Origin of the sequence: Ravibacter arvi, from assembly GCF_039540405.1 — a bacterium.
Lineage (GTDB): Bacteria > Bacteroidota > Bacteroidia > Cytophagales > Spirosomataceae > Ravibacter > Ravibacter arvi.
Genome location: NZ_BAABEY010000024.1, coordinates 17,585 through 36,998, shown reverse-complemented (window position 1 = coordinate 36,998; position 19,414 = coordinate 17,585). Strand labels below are relative to the sequence as shown.

Genomic DNA, 19,414 nt, shown 5'->3' with positions numbered 1-19,414 from the left:
AAAGACAGTCTTATGCAATTACACAAGACCATATTAACAGCCATTCTGGGTGTACTTCTGTTCCCCCTTACCAGCTGGGCACAACCCGGCAGGCAACCTAATATTATCTTCCTGCTCGCCGACGATCACCGCTACGACGCGCTGGGCGCAGCCGGCAATACGATCATCCGTACCCCGCACCTTGACAGGCTGGCACGCGAAGGCGTATACTTCAAAAACGCCTACGTCACTACGGCCATCTGCAGCGTAAGCCGGGCCAGTATCCTCAGCGGGCAGTACCTGTCACGCCACGGCATCGACGACTTCGCCAAGGACTTCAGTCCGGGCGCACTGGCCCATACCTACCCGCTGCTTCTGAAGAAAGCCGGCTACACCATAGGGTTCGCCGGTAAATACGGAGTTGGCGCCAATCCGCCTGAGACGGAGTTCGACTATTGGAAGTGCGTCAACAAAGGGCAGCCGCCTTACTGGTATAAAAGAGCCGACGGATCGCTCATCCACGACACCGACACGGTCGCTAACAGCGTTGCCGACTTTCTTGCCCATTTCGCCGGCAAAGGGCCTTTTTGCCTCTCGGTCAGCTTCAAGGCGCCGCATGAGCTCGACGGCAACCCGCCACTGTACCCGGTACAGAAACGTTTCGAAACACTTTATTCGGATACGCAGATACCGCTGCCCGCCACCTACGGCCCTGAATATTGGGAAAAGCACCCTGCTTTTTTCCGGACCGACGAAAACATCGGCCGCGTAAGGTGGAAGCCGCTCTTTTCTACGCCTGAGCGCTACCAGGAAACCGCAAAAAATTACTACCGGCTGGTAACCGGCGTTGACGAGGTAGCCGGCAAGATCAGGCAGCAGCTCGAAGCCCTGGGTATTGCCGGCAATACGATCATCGTCTACATGGGCGACAACGGCTTTTGCCTCGGTGAGCACGGGCTCCAGGGCAAGTGGTTCGGCTTCGAGGAGTCAATCCGGGTGCCCCTGATCATCTACGATCCCCGCGCGGCCGCACCTCCTCATACCGAGGAGAAGATTGCCCTCAATATTGATATTGCCCCTACGCTCCTGGATCTGGCCGGTCTCCGCGCGCCGGGTGTAATGCAGGGCAAAAGCCTGGCGCCATTCCTTAGCGGGCGCCGGGTCAAATCATGGCGCGACGATTTTTTCTACGAGCACACCTTCCTGGGTACGCCTCGTCTGCCGAAAACCGCCGGGGTGGTAAAGACAGACTGGAAGTACATCATGTATACCGAGCACGGTTACGAGGAATTCTATGATCTGAGGAGGGATCCGCACGAAACCAGGAACCTGGCCGACGATCCGGAATATTCAAAAAAACTGGAAGCGTTTCGAAAGCGTTATCTCGCCTATTCGAAGCAGGTCAAAGATTAGCCGCCAACCGGCGCTGCAAAACCTGTCATTTCATATGCACGGCTCGCAGATGAAATGGCAGGTTTTGCACTAAAATAACGGGATCAGTCCCCTACAGCATCAATTATCCGGGTTCTGAACCAGCAGCGGATTTGCATTCATATCACCCTGCGGAATTTTGAACAGGAAGTTTTTGCCTGGCTTGAAATACAGGTCCATGGTGTACATGTACCAGCCGTTCTCTTTGCCGTAGCGGACTTCATTCTCGATGCCGTCGCCGATCCGGCCGGTCCTGACGCCTTCGTAAAACATGACTCCTTCCCCGATAAATTCCCATCCGCGTTCTCTGTAAACGGCCGCTGCAAATGCTTCTTTCCCGAGTTTGCCCAAGGGTTTCAGCCCGGCGCGGTCACGTACCTGATTGAGGGCCGCTAAGGCCTCGTCACTCGGTCCTTCTCCCGCTTCGCTATCGGCTTCGGCAAAATTGAGCAACACGTCAGCGTAACGCATCGCATAAATATTGGCTGCCGGCAACTCGTAAACCACCGAATTTTGCGTGCGGTCGCCGAATTTGATCATCCCCGGGTACGAAGCGGTCCAGCCACCGGTTCCGGGGCGCCTGCCTTTATCTGCGGCTTTCCACTCGGTTTTGGTGCCGTTAGGCAAAGTAAGTTCGGTCACGAAAGTGGCACTTTTTCTTAGATCGCCGGGTTCGTACGAATTGAAAGCGGTGATAGACGGCGCCGTCATGTTGTTATACGAGTAGGCCCCTGTTACCGCGTTGGCCCCGAGCCCGAAACTTGTGGTGAACTGGTGCAGGAAGTTGGTGGAATAGGCGTCGTGGGAGAATTGCAATTCAAAAACAGATTCCTGCCCGTTCTTGTTTCCGGTGTTGTACCAATACCAGAGGTCCTTAAAATCAGGTTCCAGTTTATATTCCGCCGAAGTGATTACCTGTCTGGAGTAATCCCTGCTTTTCTCGAAATACTCTTTCTTTTCCTGGATACTGCCCCGGTGCAGGTACACTTTTCCCAAAAAAGCCAATGCTGCGCCCTTGGTTGCCCGCCAGACATCGGTCTTTTTATAAGCCGATTTTACAGGCAAATGGGCGGCGGCATATTCCAGGTCGGCAATGATATAGTCATAGGTCTCATCCGCCGACTTCCTCGGAATCTGCAGACCTTCCAATCCCTGGGTAAAGGTTTCAGGAATGGGAACACCACCGTATAAACGCACCAGGTGAAAGTACGACAAGGCCCGCAGGAACCTGGCTTCTCCAAAATACTGTTCCTTCAGTGCCTGGTCCATTACTACCCCTTCGCCCCGTCCCAGCACCACATTGGATGCATTGATGATCCTGTAGGCGCGTGAGTACCGGTTCACAATACTCGGCGAAGAGGGATTGTTGATATCAATCCAGCTATTGACCGTGGCCGGGCTGTAGGAAGCGTTGGTAGGCGCACCGAATTCGGTCAGCAGTTCCATTATCCGGATATGTCCGTCCGGCCACTCATTGATGTCCACTCCGAAATGTGTCCGGTAAAGGCCGTACACGCCGAGTAAAGCCACGTTCAGGTCTTCGGCACCTTTGTAAAAACTGGCGGGTGAAACAAAGGTAAAAACCTCTTCGTCGAGCTTGCTGCATGAGTTAAACCCGAGCAGAAAGGACAGTAAACCTATATAGCGAAAGAAATTCCTTTTCATAATAGCCTGTTTAAAAACTCACGTTTAATCCGAACATCGCAATTTTTGCCAGCGGGTAGTTGTTATTCCCGTTCTCGGGATTGTATCCCCTGAAATTGGCAATGCTCAGGTAGTTTTGAAAATTGGCATAGACCGTCAGGTTCTGGAACCAGCTTTTGGCATCGGGAGTAAACGTGTGCGAGAATTTGATATTTTTCAGGATGAAATAGTCCTTGCCCCCCGCCGACCGGTCGGAATGCGTGGTGCCCTTCGCGCCCGGTTTCGGGAAGGTCCCGTCGGTACGGTCCTCCCGCCACATCCGGTCGTATGCGTATTTGGTGGGGATATAAGACCTGTTGGCAAACTGGTACTCGCCGTAAATCAGGTAGGAATCAGAGATAACCATATCTTTCGCCCCTTGTCCGAAAATATCCAGCGACCAGTTTTTCCACGAAAAGGTCGTATTCAAACCGTAGTAAAAGTTAGGGTAGATGGTCCCGGCGAGCACATTGTCGTACTGGTTGATTACGTTATCCCCATTCTGATCAATGTACATTTCACTGCCGATTTCGGCGGTAGGCTGCGCTTTTTTTGCGATAGCCAGTTGTTCATCCGTATAAATAATACCGCCGGACTGCGGGAACCAGCGCCCGTCTACCGGCTGGCCGATCGCAAGCTTGCTGCCGCCGGCCCATATTTCGGTCAGACCGTTGTACAGCTCAGTAAACTGGTTTTTATTTTTAGTCACGTTACCGCCTACATTCCATTTGAAAGGGCCGTCCAGTACCCGTACATCAGCGCTTACTTCTATTCCTGAATTCTGGATTTCGCCAATGTTCTGCAACATGGCTCCGAAACCGGACGAGGTCGGGATGGGGACCGAATAAAGCAGGTCCCGGGTGTTTCGTCTGTAATAGTCCACTACCAGGTTGAGTCTGTCCCGGAACAGCCCGAGGTCAATGCCCACATCCATTTGCGTTGTTTTCTCCCACCTGAGGTCTTTGTTACCGATTGATTCTACATAGCCGATCACAGAGGCGTCGCCGATGCTGTACCGGATCTGCTCCAGTTTAGACAGTGACGCGTAGTTTCCGATTTCCTGGTTCCCGGTCCGGCCCAGGCTTCCCCTGACCTTTAAGAGGCTGAGCACATTCCCGGTTTTCATGAACGGTTCGTCCGACACCACCCAGCCGACGCCGACCGAAGGGAAAAAGCCCCACTTGTTGTTTTCTCCAAACCGCGACGAGCCGTCCATTCGCCCCGTGACGGTAAGCAGGTAGCGGTCTTTCAGGGAGTAGCTTGCCCTGCCGGTCCACGACGACAGCTTACTGGAATAACGGTTGCTGCCGACCCCGGTGATGTTCCCGGCCAACGAAAGATTGTCGGCCCCGGTCAAATCGCTCGGGAAGCCGGCAGCAGTCACGTTTAAACTTGAATAGTGCGTGTATTGGTAAGAATATACGGCATTGGCGGTCAGTCTGTGATCCTGCCAATGGTTTTTATACGTCAGCATATGTTCGGTAACGATCGTCTGCAGCTCGCTGTAGGCCTGGGCGGCCGTTCCGCCCTGCGCCCGGCTGCTATACTGCCTGGAGCTCGAATAGGTCTGGCTTTGCGCGTTGGTTACATCGGCCGCAATATTGGAGCGCAGCGTAAGATTGGGAAGAATCCCTACTTCGAAAAACAGGTCCGATATAGATCGCGAGGCCGGGTTTTTAATGGACCTTTCGTAACGGTCCGCTACCGGGTTCCAGGCGATGTCCATATACCCGGAATGGAAGGGGTCACCCGCAGCAAAGTAATAGGAGCCCTCGGGATTATGAATCGGGAAAGTCGGCCAGCCCCAGCGAAAAATATTGGCGAGGTTCGATTCCGACCCGTCGTTGCTGAATGTCTTGTTAAACTGGATATTCGCCCCGACTTTGAGCCAATCCCTGAAACTGTGTTCCAGCTTGCCCTGTAACGAAAAACGCTGAAACTTGGAATTGTACATCAACCCTTCCTGGTCGTAATAGGCGCCGGACAAATAGTAGGTCGTTTTGCCGGTCCCGCCGGCGAAAGACAAATGATGCTCCTGGGTAAATGCCTTCTTCCGGACAAGTTCCTGCTCCCAGTCCGTATCGGCGTCAGGCGCCGGGTTTTGCTCGGTATAAACCGGCTGACCGGTCTGGTTCTTATAGGCTGCGTTCACAAAATCAATGAACTCATCCCGGTTGATCAATTTAACAAGCCGGGCCGGGGTCTGGATACCCAGGTGGGTGGAGTAGGAAAACGTATTCTGCTGCGGCGAGCCGTTTTTGGTAGTGATCAGGATGACGCCATTGGCGCCGCGCGACCCATAAATAGCAGTTGCCGAGGCATCTTTCAGTACTTCAATCGAGGCTATATCCGCCGAATTAATGCTGCTCAAATTGGTACTCACCAGTGGAAACCCGTCCAGTACAATCAAGGGCGAGCTGCTGGCGTTGATCGAACCCACGCCGCGGATCCTGATATTCGAAGTTCCCCCCGGCTTGTTATCCGACAAAAGCGCCAGCCCGGCTACCCTTCCCTGGAGACCCTGCACCAGGTCGGGGGTCGCCACCACCTCGTAATCTTCCGGCTTCACACGGGTGATGGAGCCGGTCAGATCTTTTTTGCGTTGCGTACCATACCCCACTACCACCAGCTCTTCCAGGTTTTTATCTTCAGGCTTCATCCATACATCCAGCGTTGACTTCGTGCCCGCCACATGCTCCTGCGTTGCGTAACCGACGAAAGAAAAAACAAGGGTGGTATTTTCATCCGGGACCGACATACTGAAATTGCCGGCAGCATCGGTCATGGTACCATTTGATGACCCCTTGACGAGAATATTTACACCTGGTAAACCGCTCCCTTTTTCATCAGTCACTTTTCCCTTCAGCACCCTGTCTGTCAAAACACTTATTCCTTCTTCTGCACTTTCCGGTGCCTTTCCGGATGCCGTTTCCTTCGACACAATTACATATTTACCGCTAACGCTATACACTAAACGCATGGGATTCAATAACCTTCCGAGCACCTTTCCGAGCGCTTCCTCATTTGCGCTGAAACTAACCTTCGCTGCGGGCAGAATGTCGTGGTCGTAACTGAACTTTACCTTCGCTTTTTTCTCAATCGCCGCCAGCACCTTCTCCAACGCCTGGTTCTCCAGGTGAAGGGTAAGCGGTCTGGACAATGTTTCCTGCGAATAAGTGTTTCCGGCAATACTCATTCCTAACGTGAGCATCACAAAAAACAGTTGAAAACACGAGAACTTTATCATAGCAAGAAGCAGCTTAACCGCTGGTCTACTTTTTTTCATACTTTTACATGGTTTGCTTTTTCGTTCACGACAATGAAAAACTAACCGATTCCCGACGTCGCCGTTCCACAATTGACGAAGGGATCGTTTCCGCTGACGGTGTTACCAGCACCGTCGGCTTTTTTATTAAAAATTCAGGGCATATCGTCCCCGGACGTATGCACTTTTCAAAAGGCGGTTAGCTGAACGCTCCCCGCGATAATTGTTTCTTATTTCTCCATTCTGTCATAGTTAAGTGTTGGTTTAGCGTTTTTCTATTACAATCCGGGCATCAATGATCTGGTAGGACAACCCCATTGTTTTACATATGATATCCAGCTTTTCGGTCAGCGATTCGTCTTCGAGGCTGACTTTCAGCAGCCGGTGCGCAAAGAGGCTCCTGTCGTAAATAATTTCGACGCCATACGCCTTTTCCAGGGTTTCAAATACTTCGGGGAGCGGCGTGCGGTCAAATTCAAATTCTGACCTGTTAACACCGGTCATGAGCACAGGATCGGGTACCAGCATTTTACTGAACTTCTCAAACTCGGTGGAGAACTCGGCCTGCTGGTTGGCCGTTAAAATAAGTCCCGGCAACTGTGGATCGGACCTGTTTCTTTCGAAATCTTTCTTTTCAAAAACAGAAACCTTCCCGGATCTGACGGCAACCACCACTTTTTCTGATCGGTCGTAAGCCTTTACCCGAAACCGGGTCCCGAGCACCTTCACAACGGCTTTATTGGCGAAAATCAGGAAGGGGCGTTCCGGGTTTTTGACCACATCAAACGTAGCTTCGCCATTCAGGTGCACTACTCTTTCCCTGCCCCCGAACCGGGCTGAATAGGTTATTCTACTGTTTTTTTCCACTACTACCGTGCTCCCGTCCGCGAGCACCACCGAGTCCGCTTTTCCCTTGTCCGCTACAAAATCAATCATGTCCATTCCGGCTGAAGTTACCTCCAGGCCGGAAGATGGGCCTGCCGGCCTGCTTTTCCCGGGCGCCCCGACAAAATAGGCAAATGCCGCCACCGCCAGCAAAGCTGCCGCGGCCGCCGACAGCCAGGCCCGTCGCATTATCCTTTTTTTCTCCGCAAGATCCGCGTGCGACTTCACGTTTGCCCATATCGTTTCCGAAAGCTGCGTGTGAATTTCCGGATTTTCGGACTCCTTAAGACGCAGTACAAGATCACGCGCCGCAAGTATTTTGTCCAATTGATGGGGATGCTCCGCCAGGTAATTGTTCCAGAAGTCGGCATGATCGGCGTGCACGTCGTTCACCCACCTTTGAAACGACTCGTCAAAGGCAAAGTCCTCTATTTCAAACCTGTCATAATCCCTGTACATCGGTCTTCAGAGCGGTATTTGTACCAAGTGTCAAAGCGAGCCGTTTTTAATCCATTTTTTTCTGATTTTTTTTAATTAAAACCAAAAATTAACTCATGATCAGCAGCTTGCCTCGCTGTTGCATGGTTTGAAACTGGTCCATGGATTTATTCTCCGGTCGTGCCTGCTCCTGAAATCTTGGTAATTGCCAAGATTTCAGGAGCAGGCACGACCTAGTTTTGTTCTCGGAAAAATTCAAAACCATTCACAAAACAAAAATGAAAGATCTAACAAAAAACCTGCTCTGTATCGCAATTTTCCCTTTGTCTGTATGGGTATCGTCATGCGAGAAAGAAAATGGAAGCGTCGAAATGTTCCGGGTAAACGAGAGTGCCTCGTCAATCGAATGGAAAGGATCAGCGCCCGACCATTTTCACATCGGCTCATTTAAAACGACCGGAGAACTAAAGGCGGGAAAAAACGGCGAAGTAAAATCCGGGGATTTTACCATACCAATTTCTTCCATTGAAAATTTTGATCTCCCGGACCCGGTTAAACAGCAATTGCTGGATCACCTGAAAAGCCCGGACTTTTTTAATATAGCTCTTCATCCGACCGCGAAGTTTCAATTCACTAAAAGTGCACCTTACGACGGGAAGTCCGAAGGAGCTATTGCGGGCGCTAATTTCATGCTTACAGGAAATTTTACGATGCTTGGGCAAACCCATCCCATCTCTTTTCCTGCTAAAATAACCGTAAGCGAAGAGAACCTTACCGCGGAGGCCAACCTGAAAATTGACCGCACAAAATGGGGAATGACGTTTGACAGCGACCCTGAGCAACCGCTATACATCTTTCCGGACGTAGAACTTAAGCTAAAACTGGTAGCCCGGAAAAATAACTGAAACAGCCCCCCGGTTCCGGCGGTCGAAAGATCAGCTTGAGGGAGATGACTCAGCCGAAAGACGTACAAATTTTGAAGGCGAATTCACCGGGGAAGTCTGGCGTATGGGGCAATACGGTCCTCCCAGGAAAAAAATAGAAGGGAAATTCAGAGCCTTCAGGGCTCCCTGAAATTCCGCGACGGGAGTATCCGGAAGCAGACCGGATACTCCTTCATTTCATATGGATGTAAATTTGTGCAAATTTGCATCCATATGAAATCAGACCCTCCAGACGGATACCTGGAAATACTCCGGGAACATGTTGCCAGAATCTCGCCTCTCCCGGATAACGACTGGTCCGATTTCAGCCGGCTATGGACAACTGTCGAAATACCGAAGAAGCGTATACTCACAACGCCCGGTGAGGTTGAACCTTATTTGTATTTTGTGCTGGGCGGCCTTCAACGTATCTACCACCTGGCTGAAGACGGCAGGGAAGCAACGATTATTTTCACCTACCCCTATTCCTTCAGCGGCATCGTAGACTCCGCGATTACGCAGACGCGATCAAACTATTTTTTTGAAACCTTGTCGGACAGCATTTTTTTAAGAACACCTGCAGAGAGGTTTCTCCAGGCAGCGAGGAACAATGCCGGAATAGGTAATTTCGTCCAACTCGCCCTCGCTCACAATGTAAAGGGCCTGCTGCATCGGCTTGTTGAAATCCAAAGCCTGAAATCCGAGGAAAAATTCAAGCGGTTTATGGAGCGAAGCCCGCACATGCTTCATATTGTCCCGCACCGGTACCTGGCCAATTACCTCGGCATCGATCCCACCAACTTCAGTAAGTTTATCAATAGAATTGTAATCTGATAGCTGCCGGTTACACTGCAATTGCTTCCCTCTCGGCTGTTTTAAGAAAAGACTGATAACTTGGTATTTACCAATTTTTGCCGTTACCGGATGAGCTAATTTTGGTATATGGATACAAAAAACAAATTAGCCGGTTTAATAGGGAAAGCTCTGGTAGTGATCTCCCTTTCGGGTTTAGCCTCCGTCTCGCTTATGGCCTGGTGGAGCCCCCGGGAAGTTATGGCACTGGTCGGCGAACAACTGACCAATACCGATTCAATCAGCTCCATACGTGGCATCTACGGCGGAGTCGGAATTTTTATTGTGGCGGTGCTTGGTTTCTTGTGGCGTATCGGGCTGAAGCTCGTGCTGCAATTCCTGGCAATATTTTGGCTCCTGTACGGGGCATCAAGAATAGTCACCTGGATAATTGACGGGCCTCTGGGTACGTTCGGAAGACAATGGCTGATCATTGAGCTCCTCTTAGGCGTCTCCTGCCTAATGGTCTGTGCCAGGATCGGAAAAACGTCTCACGCACAGATAGCAAAACAAAATGCCGGCGGATAATGAAGCTCAATGGTAGCTTTCAGCCCGGGAACGGGAAGATAGTATATTTCTTATCTGCACAATGTGCCTGACGTTGTGATTGACAAGAAAGCGAAACATATCGCCCAGTCGCAACCGAAACAACCTACTGAAAGACAAACGGATACGAATCCTATTCAAATCTTTTGACTCAGCCTGTTCCAGCAGGCGAAGCAGATTCTCCAGCTGGTCCAGAAAAACATCGATGACGTCAGCAGTAAGTCCGGCATAGATCGGATCCATCTCCCGGAATGTCTTCATTTTTTTTGTTTTGTCCCGGGGAAGTATACTCCGGGCAAAATAATTCCCTAGGAGACCACTTTTAAAATCAACGGCTGGTTTTGAGTCGCTTCGGCCCATTCGTACTGAAATTTCGCCAAGGTAGAATTCCCCGTAAAGATTCAGGTGCTGCAGGCATTCCAGGATGTTCCATGCCCCGTCAACCGGTCTTCGGTTCAACTCCTCCTCCGGCATCATTTTCAGGGAAGTGACAAAATCCAGGTGATCCCGGGTTTGTTTTTCCAGCTGACGGAGTAATTCTAAAGACTTGTATTTCATTTTCAAATTCTTAACACAGCCCAAACGCCTGGCTACCGGCGCGGAGAAGGATACCGCGCGATCAGCAGGAGACCGCCCAGATGAGCAGCATTACATCCCGTAGGTTCTTCAAGGCCGTGTAAATAAATTTACAGGCTGATTGGTAATTCACCCCCATCAGAGCGGCCACCTCGTCATTGCTCAATTCCTGGAAATACCGGAGGTGAATTGCTTCGCGTTGCCTTTTTGGCAACCGCTCAATTGCGGCATGCAATCTTTGATTATTTTGAACCTTTGTTTCTTCCTCCAACATCCGGGATTCGAAATGATCATATTCCACCTGGTAGTCGGCATCGCCCAGCGCTTCGGTTTTTGCATACCTTACGGACCGCACGATCTTATAACGCAAAGACTTCAAAAGATAACTTTTAATGGAAGCCACTGCAGACAGTCGCTCTCTGCCGTCCCATAGCTCAATAAAAAGATCTTGTATGCTATCCTGAACGAGATCGCGGTCGTTTGAGATCCTGAAACCGTAGGCGATAAGTATCCGGATGTTTTTTTGGTACATGAACTCCAGGGCGCTTCTATCCCCCCTGGTGAATGCCTCCCAGAGCGCATGATCATCCATTAACGGTATTGTTTCGAAAAGATGGCGCTCACTCATCGTCTAGGTCGGATTCATCCCGGCAAAACTAGACAATTTCATGAGAAATCATAACTTAACACACCGGTTTCATGAGCCGGGATTAATTGCAAATGCACGGATTTTTCGGTTCGCTTGCGGCTTATTGCCGGTTGCACGGTTGAAATTTCTGACATTCCGCAAAGAAATCCGTTCTTTGTAACATGCTATCGGGTGCGGTGTCGCAGTAATAAAATGGAGCGGGACAGTTCAATGAAAAAGATATTAATCGTTGAGGACGACGAGCGGGTTTCCGAACTCATCAAAAGAGGATTGGAGGAGCAGGGATTTGAAGCTATGGTGGCCTACGATGGCGCCTCCGGCAAAAAACTGGTCCTCGGCAAAGAATACGACCTTGTGATCACCGACATTATCCTCCCCAAGCTGGATGGCCTTGATCTATGCAAACAGATACGGCAGGCCAACCCCGACCTTCCCATAATCATGCTCACAGCCCTCGGCACAACCGACGACAAAGTCGAAGGCTTTGACGCAGGTGCAGACGATTACCTGGTCAAGCCTTTTGAAATGCGCGAGCTGCTGGTCCGTATCCGGGCATTGCTCAAACGAAACCAGAAGGGCGGTTCTTCAGGCGGTTTCCTGTTAAAATTTGCCGACCTGGAATTGAACCAGCACACCAAGCTCGTGAAGCGAATGGGCCAGGAAATTAACCTTACCCCGAAGGAATTCCGCCTGCTCGAGTATATGATGCAAAACCCTGAGCGTGTACTTTCCAGGGTAGAAATTGCTGAAAAAATCTGGGATACGCACTTTGATACCGGCACGAATTTTATTGACGTTTATATCAATTACCTGCGCAAAAAAATAGACAAAGGGTTTGAACAAAAACTCATTCATACCAAATCCGGAATGGGCTTTATCCTGAAATCGGAATGAAAATAAGGACTCGTCTCACCATCCTTTTTACGCTCATCACGGCCAGTATACTGCTGGTATTCGCGTCCATTATTATCCTCTCGGCCAAGAAAAGCCGGGAAAGCGAATTCTTCGGCCTCCTGAAAAAAGAAGCCATTACCAAGGCCAATCTTTTTCTGAATGCCAAGGTAGATGCCGGCACGCTTCAGACAATCTACCTGAACAACCGTGCTATTCTCAACGAAGTGGAAGTCGCCATTTACGATACCGGTTTCAATCTCGTTTACCATGACGCCGCCAACATTGACGCGATCAAGGAAACACCGGCAATGATCCGTGAAATCAAGAAGAAAAAGAAGATTGCCTTCTACCTGAACGACTGGCAGGCGATCGGGCTCCTGTTTGAGCATGACGGCAATGATTACATTGTTACCGCTACCGCTTACGACCAATACGGCCATAACAAACTGAACAACCTGCTTCGTAACAGCAGCATACTCTTTATTGTCTCCCTGCTATTTCTTTATATTGCCGGGCGTTTTTTTTCAAAAAGATCGTTTAGCCCGGTAAAAGAGATGACCGAAAGGGCAAACCGGATCTCTGCCACCAATCTTGATCTGAGGCTGAATGTAAACGACACCCGGGACGAAATATCAGAGCTCGGCAATACCTTCAACGAAATGCTGAGCCGCCTCGAAAATTCGTTTGAAGCCCAAAAACAATTTGTTTCCAATATTTCACACGAGATCAGAACGCCCCTGGCCGCAATTATTACCGAACTGGAATTATCAGGCAATAAGGAACGGAGCGTCCCGGAATACAAAGTTATCATCCGGGAAGCGCTGACAGATGCCCGGAAACTGGTAAAGCTCTCCAACAGCCTGCTTGACTTTGCCAAAGCCAGCTACGATCCTTCTGAAATTGCGTTCAAGCAGGTACGTATAGACGAAGTGTTGCTGGACGCCCGTCACCAGGTCCAGGTCGCCAACCCTGACTACAAAATCAATATCCATTTTGAAAATGCCTTTGAGAATGATGAAGAGATCACGGTGAACGGCAACGAATACCTGTTGAAAACGGCCTTTTCCAACCTCTTCGACAACGGATGCAAGTTTTCCGCCGACCACCAGTGCCTGGTCAGGATTACGCTTGAGGACGGGAAGATCACCCTTGCCTTTTCCGACCACGGCACCGGTATTCCGGCTGACGACCTGAAAAATATCTTTATACCGTTTTACCGCGGCGAAAACAAGACGCTCGCAGACGGGTACGGCATCGGTCTCTCACTCACCAGCAAAATCATTTCGCTCCACAACGGCGACCTTTCGGTAACTTCGGAGGTAAACCGGGGCACCACTTTTACAGTTGTTTTTGGAGGGGTGAGGGGTGAGGGGTGAGGTATGAGGTATGAGGTATGAGGTATGAGGGGGGGGAGACGGCTCACCCCTCATACCTCATACCTCACAGCCCCCTCTAATAATATTCTAATTTTTTTCTACTGGCTCTCTAACGGCCTTTCAGAGGGACGACGCCCAATTTTGCTTCATAATTATTGTGATTATGAAAATCCGGCTCGTCCATCTGTTTTCGATTTTTCTGTTGACAGGCTCCTTGCCGATACGGGCGCAACAGCGCCTTACCCTGCAACAGGCACTGCAAAATGCAAAAAGCAACAACTCCTTCCTGAAGGCTGCCTATACGCAAATCGGGGTTGCCGAGAGTGACGTAGTTACCGCCGGTCTCCGACCTAACCCGTCGCTTAACAACCAGTCGCTTCAGCTGCTCCGGCCGTCGTCGCTCCCGGCGAACCCCGACTGGTACAACGGCCGGAACCGGCAGATCTGGTGGCAGCTGACCAAGCCTTTTCAACTGGCAGGGCAACGGGAAGCCAGGCTGGAACTCGCGAACAAAAATGTCAGCGCGGCCCAAAAGACGTTCGAGGAAACCGAGCGCAACCTGTTTGCTGATGTAGCCGCCAAATGGCTGGAATTGTGGCGGGCGCAAAAACAGCTCAACCTGATTGACCTGGCCATTGCCAATGTCGACTCGCTGGCCGAAATCAACCGGCTGCGTTTCAAAAACCAGGTAATTACGCAGACCGAGCTGTTCAGAACCGAGCTACTCGCCAAGCAATATGCGCTGGAGCGTAAAACAGCCGGCCTTGAAGTCGCCAACAAACAAAAAGAACTGGGTTACCTCCTGGGAATACCCGGCAGCATCAGTATCGACACCGCCGACCAGTTTGCACTGACCAATCCTGCCGGGATAGACAGTTTGCTCGCACAGTCGCTGCAAAACAGGAGCGACATCGCCGGCACACGGGCATTGCTCGATGCGTCGGTCAGCAACATCAGGCTTCAGAAAGCCTTGTCCTACCCACAGCCCGAACTGGGCGTCATATGGAACCCGCAAAACAAGGTTCCGTACCTGGGCATATACGCCACTATAGACCTCCCCGTCTTTAACCGCAACCAGGGCGAAATCAAAAAATCGTATGTACTGAAAGAACAGGCAGCCAAACAGGTATCAGACCTGGAGCAGAGAATCAGGACGGAAATTTCGACAGCCTGGGACAGCTACCAGCTTCAGAAGAAAAACGCGGAAAGTTTCCGCGGTGTGTTAAGCCAGTCCCAGACCATCCTGGACAACGTCCGCTATTCTTACCTGAAGGGAGGCACCACCATTATTGACTTCCTGGAGGCGCAGCGCAGCTGGCTGGAAACCCAGCAGCAATACCATGAAGCACTGGGCATGTATCGTCAGAGTTATATCAAACTACTTTTTGCAACCGGAATTATTAATCAACTGGCACAATAATGAATCGACTCATTCTTATCGCATTCGGTCTTCTTTACTTTTCGTCCTGTACGAAAGAGGAAGCCAGAAAAGAAGAAAAAGTTACCCCGCCTGTCGTCAGCGACAGCGGTGACACCATCACCTTCCCCACCCGGCAGAGCACGGCCTCGTTCGGCATCGAGAAAATCGGCAGCGGCAATATCACCGCTGAATTTAAAGCTCCCGGAAAGATTGCGGCGACCATAGTCTCGTCAGGGGAAGGCGCCGCCCAGAACATCGTGCTTTTTGAAAACCCTGAGCTGGCCGGAAACTACACGCAGCTCATTCAGCATCAAATCAATATCAGCCAGATCCAGAACATCAATATCAGGAAACGGCAAATAGAGCTGGACCGCATCAATGACCTTCATGCGCATGGCGCAGCCACGGGTCAGGATCTCCTGAATGCGCAAACGGCCCAGGCCATGGAACAATCCAATCTCGCCAATGAAAAGGCCGCTATGATCGAACATGAATCGAAGCTGGTTTCCGCGGGTTTCAACCCCGATATGCTCAGAAAAGCCAGGGCTGGCTCGGCTTACCTCATCTGCGATATCCCCGAAAGCCAGATCAGCAAGATCCGGGAAGGCAACCAGTGCAACATCAACTTTACCGCCTTCCCGAACGAGGAATTTAAAGGAAAAGTAGACCACATCGCAGACGTGATGGACAACATTACCCGCATGGTGAAGCTTCGCATCAGCCTCAACAACAGCAGCAGCAAACTAAAAGCGGGCATGTTTGCCACGGTCTCTTTCGGATTAAGTGAAGGAAATTTCATCAGTATCCCCAAAACGGCCATGGTAACCGTACAGGGGGAAAACTACGCTTTTCTCAGGAGCACCCCGAATAGCTTTCAGAGAGTCAGGATTCATCCCGGTCAGCAGATCGGCGATAACATGGTCATATTCAGCGGCCTGAAAGATGGCGATGAAATTGTAACACAAGGTGTCATGCAGTTAAAAGGGTTATCATTCGGATACTAAATCTTATGCTACAGGCTCAAATTTATTTCGACAAAGACGAACTGAAAGGGAATCGGTCCCTGCACCAGTTTATCATGGAGCTATTGCTGGAAAACGGCATCGCAGGCGCCACGTCCTTCAGCGGCGATACGGGTTTCGGACGCCACCACAGCCTCAAACAGCCGGGACAGTATTTCTCTTTCGACGGCGTTCCGATGCTGATCACCTTCATCGACAAAGAAAAAAAAGTAAAAGAAGCCCTTACGGATCTACGTACACAGTACCGGGGCGGGTTCATAGTGACCCACCCGGTTGAGCAATGGTAAGCCATGATAAAAAGCATCCTGATTTTCTCTTTAAAGAACCGTTGGGTAGTAGTAGCGGTAGGCATTGTCCTGATGGCGGTCGGGTATTTCTGCTTCACCCAGTTAAAAATTGAAGCCTACCCGGACATTGCCGATACCAACGTGATCGTGGTGGCCCCGTTCCAGGGAAGGGCCGCCGAAGAGGTGGAGCAGCAAGTTACGGTACCGATTGAAAGAGCGCTGCAAAACACCCCTAATGTGCTGGATCGCAGGAGCAGAACCATTTTCGGCCTGTCGGTAGTACAGCTTACTTTCAAGGACGGCACCAACGATTACTTTGCACGCCAGCAGGTACTCGAACGCCTGTCTTCCCTGCAGCTCCCCGCCGGGGTAACGCCCGAGCTCGCGCCGCTTTCGACCGCGGTGGGTGAAATTCTCCGGTATGTAGTAGAAGCCCCCCCTACTTATACCCCTACCCAGGTGCGGGACCTCCAGGACTGGGTGATCAAGCCCTACCTGCTGCAGACCGCCGGCGTAGCCGACATCGTTACCTTTGGCGGTCCGCTGAAGCAATTTCACATCCTGACGTCACCCGAAAAGCTCAGGAAATACGGCCTGTCCATCGCAGACGTCGAAGATGCGGTCACTTCCAACAACCAGAACACCGGCGGGAATATCATTGAGCGGGGTGGTCAGGGCTTTGCCGTACGCGGCCTCGGCGCCATTAAGACCGAAACCGATATAGAAAACATCGTGCTGAAAGCAGAAAACGGGATCCCGGTTTTCATACGCGATGTCGCCAGTGTTGAGATCACCCCGCCCCCGCCCAGCGGCGTGCTGGGTTATACCATACCGGATCAAAACATCAGCGTCAACAATGGTGTGGAAGGAATTTTCCTGCTCCGCCGGTATGAAAACCCGAGCGAGGTGCTCGCCGACCTGAAACACAGGATTGCCGATCTGCAGGCGCACGAACTTCCGGAAGGAGTACAAATCCGTGCTCTTTATGACCGAAGCTTCCTGATTGATCATTCGCTGCACACCGTTGGAAAAACGCTTTTTGAAGGCATCAGCATCGTGGTCATTATCCTGATATTCTTTCTGGGTAGCGTCCGGAGCGCGCTTGTTGTGGCACTGACCATTCCCTTTTCCCTCCTCTTTGCTTTTATCCTGATGCGGCTCACCGGTATTCCGGCCAACCTGCTCTCACTGGGCGCCATCGATTTCGGGATCATTGTGGACGGGGCCTGTGTGATGGTAGAGCACCTCATCCGAAAATACCGGACGGCTACAGCGGAAGAAAAAGAAGCCGGCATCATTCGCATCACGCTGTCATCGGCCCAGGAAGTAGGCCGCGAGATATTCTTCTCGGTGGTCATCATCATCCTGGCTTATATGCCCATCCTGCTGATGACCCGGGTCGAGGGCAAACTCTTTTCGCCGATGGCCTTAACGCTGGCTTTCGCGGTAATCGGGTCCATGCTGGCTGCGCTTACCTTCATTCCGGTGCTGATCTCTTTCGTCTACAGCAAGGCCATTTCCGATCCGGGAAAACCCATGAAAGAGCATAAAAACGTAGTGCTGTCTTTCTTTGAAGAACAATACGAGCGCGCCGTTGCGGGCTTTCTGCGGCATGCAAAAAAAACCGTTCTGGCGGGTTTCGTCCTCCTGCTGGCGCTTATCGCGTTGGGGGCAAAGCTCGGCTCCGAATTTTTACCGGAGCTGGATGAAGGTTCCATATTCCTACGGGGGAATTTCCCTGCGGGCGTCACTATCCAGGAAAATGCCAGGTATGCCCCTAAAATACGGTCGATCATTGCCAGCTATCCGCAAATATCATTTGTCATCACACAGGCCGGCCGTAACGACGATGGCACCGATCCCTTTCCAGCCAACCGGAATGAAATCCTGGTCGGCCTGAAAGATTACCATTTGTGGAGCGACACCATCACCAAGAGAGAGCTCGTCAGGCTCATCAGGACCGACCTGGAGAAGGAGCTTCCGGCGGTACGCTTTTCATCCGGGCAGCCGATTATTGACCAGGTAATGGAAATCGTTACCGGAAGCGCCGCCGACCTCGCCGTTTCCATCGTGGGCGACGATCTCACCCTGATGCGCCACAAAGCCGACACTATCGCCGCAATTGCCAAGGCCATGCCCGGAAGTGAATCGGTCAATATTGAGCAGGAAGGGCCCCAGGAGCAAATCGCCATCCAGATCAACCGCGAACAGGCGGCCCGCTACGGGATCAACATTTCAGACATACAGAATATGATCGAGGCCGCGATCGGCGGGAAATACATTTCAGTATTGTATGACGGAACAAAAAGGTATGACATCGTGGTCCGCTACCTGCCCCAATTCCGTAACAACATTGATGAAATAAAAAACCTGCTGGTGCCTTCTGCCAACGGTTCGCTCATCCCTATGAACCAGCTCGCGAACGTGGACTATATGGAAGGGCAAACCAATATCTACCGTTACAACAACAAGCGTATGATAACCGTGCGTACCAACATCCGCGGCAGGGACCAGGGAGGATTTGTGAAAGAGCTGAAAAGAAAAATCGGGAAGAAGGTACACATCCCGAAAGGGTATGACGTGGTCTACGGAGGCCAGTATGAAAACCTGGAGCGGGCCGGTAAACAGCTTGCACTGACCATTCCCCTGACGATCCTGATGGTTTTCATCTTTCTCTTCATGCTTTACAAAAGCCTGAAACATACGCTCCTCACCATGAGCTGCATTTTATTCGCACTGGCGGGAGGCATAGTGGCATTGCTCCTAAGAGGTTTCTACTTTAATGTTTCGGCGGGCGTAGGCTTCGTCAGCATTTTCGGGATCTCCGTCATGGCCGGTGTGCTATTCGTTTCTGCGCTGAACCGCGCGTCAGCATTCCAGAAAGTTACTATGGAACTGGTACGCCAGACGTCCGGCGAGCAGCTACGTGCCATCCTGTCCATCCTGGTACTGGCCATCCTGGGGCTGATCCCCGCCGCAACCTCGACCGGGATCGGTTCGGATGTACAAAGACCACTGGCTACCGTGATTATCGGCGGGCTAACCAGTACGCTGCTTTTCGCACCGGTTTTGCTCCCGCCCCTTTATTGGCTGATCAGCAGGAAAGAAGCAGAAAATTAGTGCTGAATGCCCGGAAAAGGGCTTCGTATCAAACCAACCCACTAGAAGAGCCGCGGGCTTCCGTTCAT

The 19,414-nt window shown here is 51.2% G+C and carries 15 protein-coding genes; 10 read left to right on the top strand and 5 right to left on the bottom strand.

The features are described from left to right. The first annotated feature begins 12 nt into the window (after positions 1-12). Positions 13-1,392 (top strand): sulfatase family protein, encoded by a 1,380-nt coding sequence (locus ABD852_RS12350; protein WP_345029243.1) that lies wholly within the window; start codon positions 13-15, stop codon positions 1,390-1,392. A gap of 99 nt (positions 1,393-1,491) precedes the next feature. On the opposite strand, the gene ABD852_RS12345 is transcribed toward ABD852_RS12350, so the two are convergent. The 3 genes from ABD852_RS12345 to ABD852_RS12335 form a co-directional block, all read right to left on the bottom strand. Further along, positions 1,492-3,075, bottom strand: a complete 1,584-nt coding sequence (locus ABD852_RS12345; RefSeq protein ID WP_345029240.1) for a RagB/SusD family nutrient uptake outer membrane protein — start codon at positions 3,073-3,075, stop codon at positions 1,492-1,494. Positions 3,076-3,085: 10 nt separating this feature from the next. Further along, positions 3,086-6,304: a SusC/RagA family TonB-linked outer membrane protein gene (locus ABD852_RS12340; RefSeq protein ID WP_345029236.1), complete on the bottom strand. Its 3,219-nt coding sequence runs from the start codon at positions 6,302-6,304 to the stop codon at positions 3,086-3,088. Between the two features lie 318 nt (positions 6,305-6,622). Beyond that, entirely contained in the window at positions 6,623-7,702 is a 1,080-nt protein-coding gene (locus ABD852_RS12335; protein WP_345029235.1) for a FecR family protein, read from the bottom strand. Positions 7,703-7,959: 257 nt separating this feature from the next. On the opposite strand from ABD852_RS12335, the gene ABD852_RS12330 reads away from it, so the two are divergent. From ABD852_RS12330 to ABD852_RS12320, 3 genes are all read left to right on the top strand, one after another. Then, the gene (locus tag ABD852_RS12330; RefSeq protein ID WP_345029232.1) at positions 7,960-8,586 is read left to right on the top strand and encodes a YceI family protein; all 627 of its coding nucleotides are present in this window, start codon (positions 7,960-7,962) and stop codon (positions 8,584-8,586) included. A 252-nt stretch (positions 8,587-8,838) separates the two neighbouring features. After that, complete coding sequence (locus tag ABD852_RS12325) at positions 8,839-9,438, top strand: Crp/Fnr family transcriptional regulator (RefSeq protein ID WP_345029228.1); 600 nt, start codon at positions 8,839-8,841, stop codon at positions 9,436-9,438. A 108-nt stretch (positions 9,439-9,546) separates the two neighbouring features. Then, positions 9,547-9,984, top strand: coding sequence for a DUF4345 domain-containing protein (locus ABD852_RS12320; protein ID WP_345029226.1), 438 nt, complete (start codon positions 9,547-9,549; stop codon positions 9,982-9,984). A 6-nt stretch (positions 9,985-9,990) separates the two neighbouring features. Here the strand turns inward: ABD852_RS12320 and ABD852_RS12315 are convergent, their stop codons facing one another. Together ABD852_RS12315 and ABD852_RS12310 are read right to left on the bottom strand one after the other, a co-directional pair. Further along, positions 9,991-10,560, bottom strand: coding sequence for a DinB family protein (locus ABD852_RS12315; protein WP_345029224.1), 570 nt, complete (start codon positions 10,558-10,560; stop codon positions 9,991-9,993). Positions 10,561-10,621: 61 nt separating this feature from the next. Then, positions 10,622-11,170: an RNA polymerase sigma factor gene (locus ABD852_RS12310; protein ID WP_345029221.1), complete on the bottom strand. Its 549-nt coding sequence runs from the start codon at positions 11,168-11,170 to the stop codon at positions 10,622-10,624. A 267-nt stretch (positions 11,171-11,437) separates the two neighbouring features. Between ABD852_RS12310 and ABD852_RS12305 the strand changes: the two genes are divergently transcribed. From ABD852_RS12305 to ABD852_RS12280, 6 genes are all read left to right on the top strand, one after another. After that, on the top strand, positions 11,438-12,121 hold the full coding sequence (locus ABD852_RS12305) for a response regulator transcription factor (protein ID WP_345029217.1): 684 nt from the start codon (positions 11,438-11,440) through the stop codon (positions 12,119-12,121). Next, positions 12,118-13,497: a HAMP domain-containing sensor histidine kinase gene (locus ABD852_RS12300; RefSeq protein WP_345029215.1), complete on the top strand. Its 1,380-nt coding sequence runs from the start codon at positions 12,118-12,120 to the stop codon at positions 13,495-13,497. Before ABD852_RS12305 ends, ABD852_RS12300 begins: the two co-directional genes overlap by 4 nt. Before the next feature lie 163 nt (positions 13,498-13,660). Then, positions 13,661-14,917, top strand: a complete 1,257-nt coding sequence (locus ABD852_RS12295; RefSeq protein WP_345029211.1) for a TolC family protein — start codon at positions 13,661-13,663, stop codon at positions 14,915-14,917. Beyond that, positions 14,917-15,921, top strand: a complete 1,005-nt coding sequence (locus tag ABD852_RS12290; protein WP_345029208.1) for an efflux RND transporter periplasmic adaptor subunit — start codon at positions 14,917-14,919, stop codon at positions 15,919-15,921. Before ABD852_RS12295 ends, ABD852_RS12290 begins: the two co-directional genes overlap by 1 nt. 5 nt (positions 15,922-15,926) lie before the next feature. Continuing rightward, positions 15,927-16,226, top strand: coding sequence for a DUF190 domain-containing protein (locus ABD852_RS12285; RefSeq protein WP_345029202.1), 300 nt, complete (start codon positions 15,927-15,929; stop codon positions 16,224-16,226). A 3-nt stretch (positions 16,227-16,229) separates the two neighbouring features. Then, positions 16,230-19,346 carry an efflux RND transporter permease subunit gene (locus ABD852_RS12280; RefSeq protein WP_345029199.1) on the top strand — a complete coding sequence of 1,039 codons (3,117 nt, stop codon included), beginning with the start codon at positions 16,230-16,232 and terminating at the stop codon, positions 19,344-19,346. Positions 19,347-19,414 lie beyond the last annotated feature (68 nt).

Coding starts and splice junctions, on each gene's coding strand:
- ABD852_RS12350 (WP_345029243.1), top strand. CDS start 13: ATGCAATTACACAAGACCATATTAACAGCCATTCTGGGTGTACTTCTG.
- ABD852_RS12345 (WP_345029240.1), bottom strand. CDS start 3,075: ATGAAAAGGAATTTCTTTCGCTATATAGGTTTACTGTCCTTTCTGCTC.
- ABD852_RS12340 (WP_345029236.1), bottom strand. CDS start 6,304: ATGCTCACGTTAGGAATGAGTATTGCCGGAAACACTTATTCGCAGGAA.
- ABD852_RS12335 (WP_345029235.1), bottom strand. CDS start 7,702: ATGTACAGGGATTATGACAGGTTTGAAATAGAGGACTTTGCCTTTGAC.
- ABD852_RS12330 (WP_345029232.1), top strand. CDS start 7,960: ATGAAAGATCTAACAAAAAACCTGCTCTGTATCGCAATTTTCCCTTTG.
- ABD852_RS12325 (WP_345029228.1), top strand. CDS start 8,839: ATGAAATCAGACCCTCCAGACGGATACCTGGAAATACTCCGGGAACAT.
- ABD852_RS12320 (WP_345029226.1), top strand. CDS start 9,547: ATGGATACAAAAAACAAATTAGCCGGTTTAATAGGGAAAGCTCTGGTA.
- ABD852_RS12315 (WP_345029224.1), bottom strand. CDS start 10,560: ATGAAATACAAGTCTTTAGAATTACTCCGTCAGCTGGAAAAACAAACC.
- ABD852_RS12310 (WP_345029221.1), bottom strand. CDS start 11,170: ATGGATGATCATGCGCTCTGGGAGGCATTCACCAGGGGGGATAGAAGC.
- ABD852_RS12305 (WP_345029217.1), top strand. CDS start 11,438: ATGAAAAAGATATTAATCGTTGAGGACGACGAGCGGGTTTCCGAACTC.
- ABD852_RS12300 (WP_345029215.1), top strand. CDS start 12,118: ATGAAAATAAGGACTCGTCTCACCATCCTTTTTACGCTCATCACGGCC.
- ABD852_RS12295 (WP_345029211.1), top strand. CDS start 13,661: ATGAAAATCCGGCTCGTCCATCTGTTTTCGATTTTTCTGTTGACAGGC.
- ABD852_RS12290 (WP_345029208.1), top strand. CDS start 14,917: ATGAATCGACTCATTCTTATCGCATTCGGTCTTCTTTACTTTTCGTCC.
- ABD852_RS12285 (WP_345029202.1), top strand. CDS start 15,927: ATGCTACAGGCTCAAATTTATTTCGACAAAGACGAACTGAAAGGGAAT.
- ABD852_RS12280 (WP_345029199.1), top strand. CDS start 16,230: ATGATAAAAAGCATCCTGATTTTCTCTTTAAAGAACCGTTGGGTAGTA.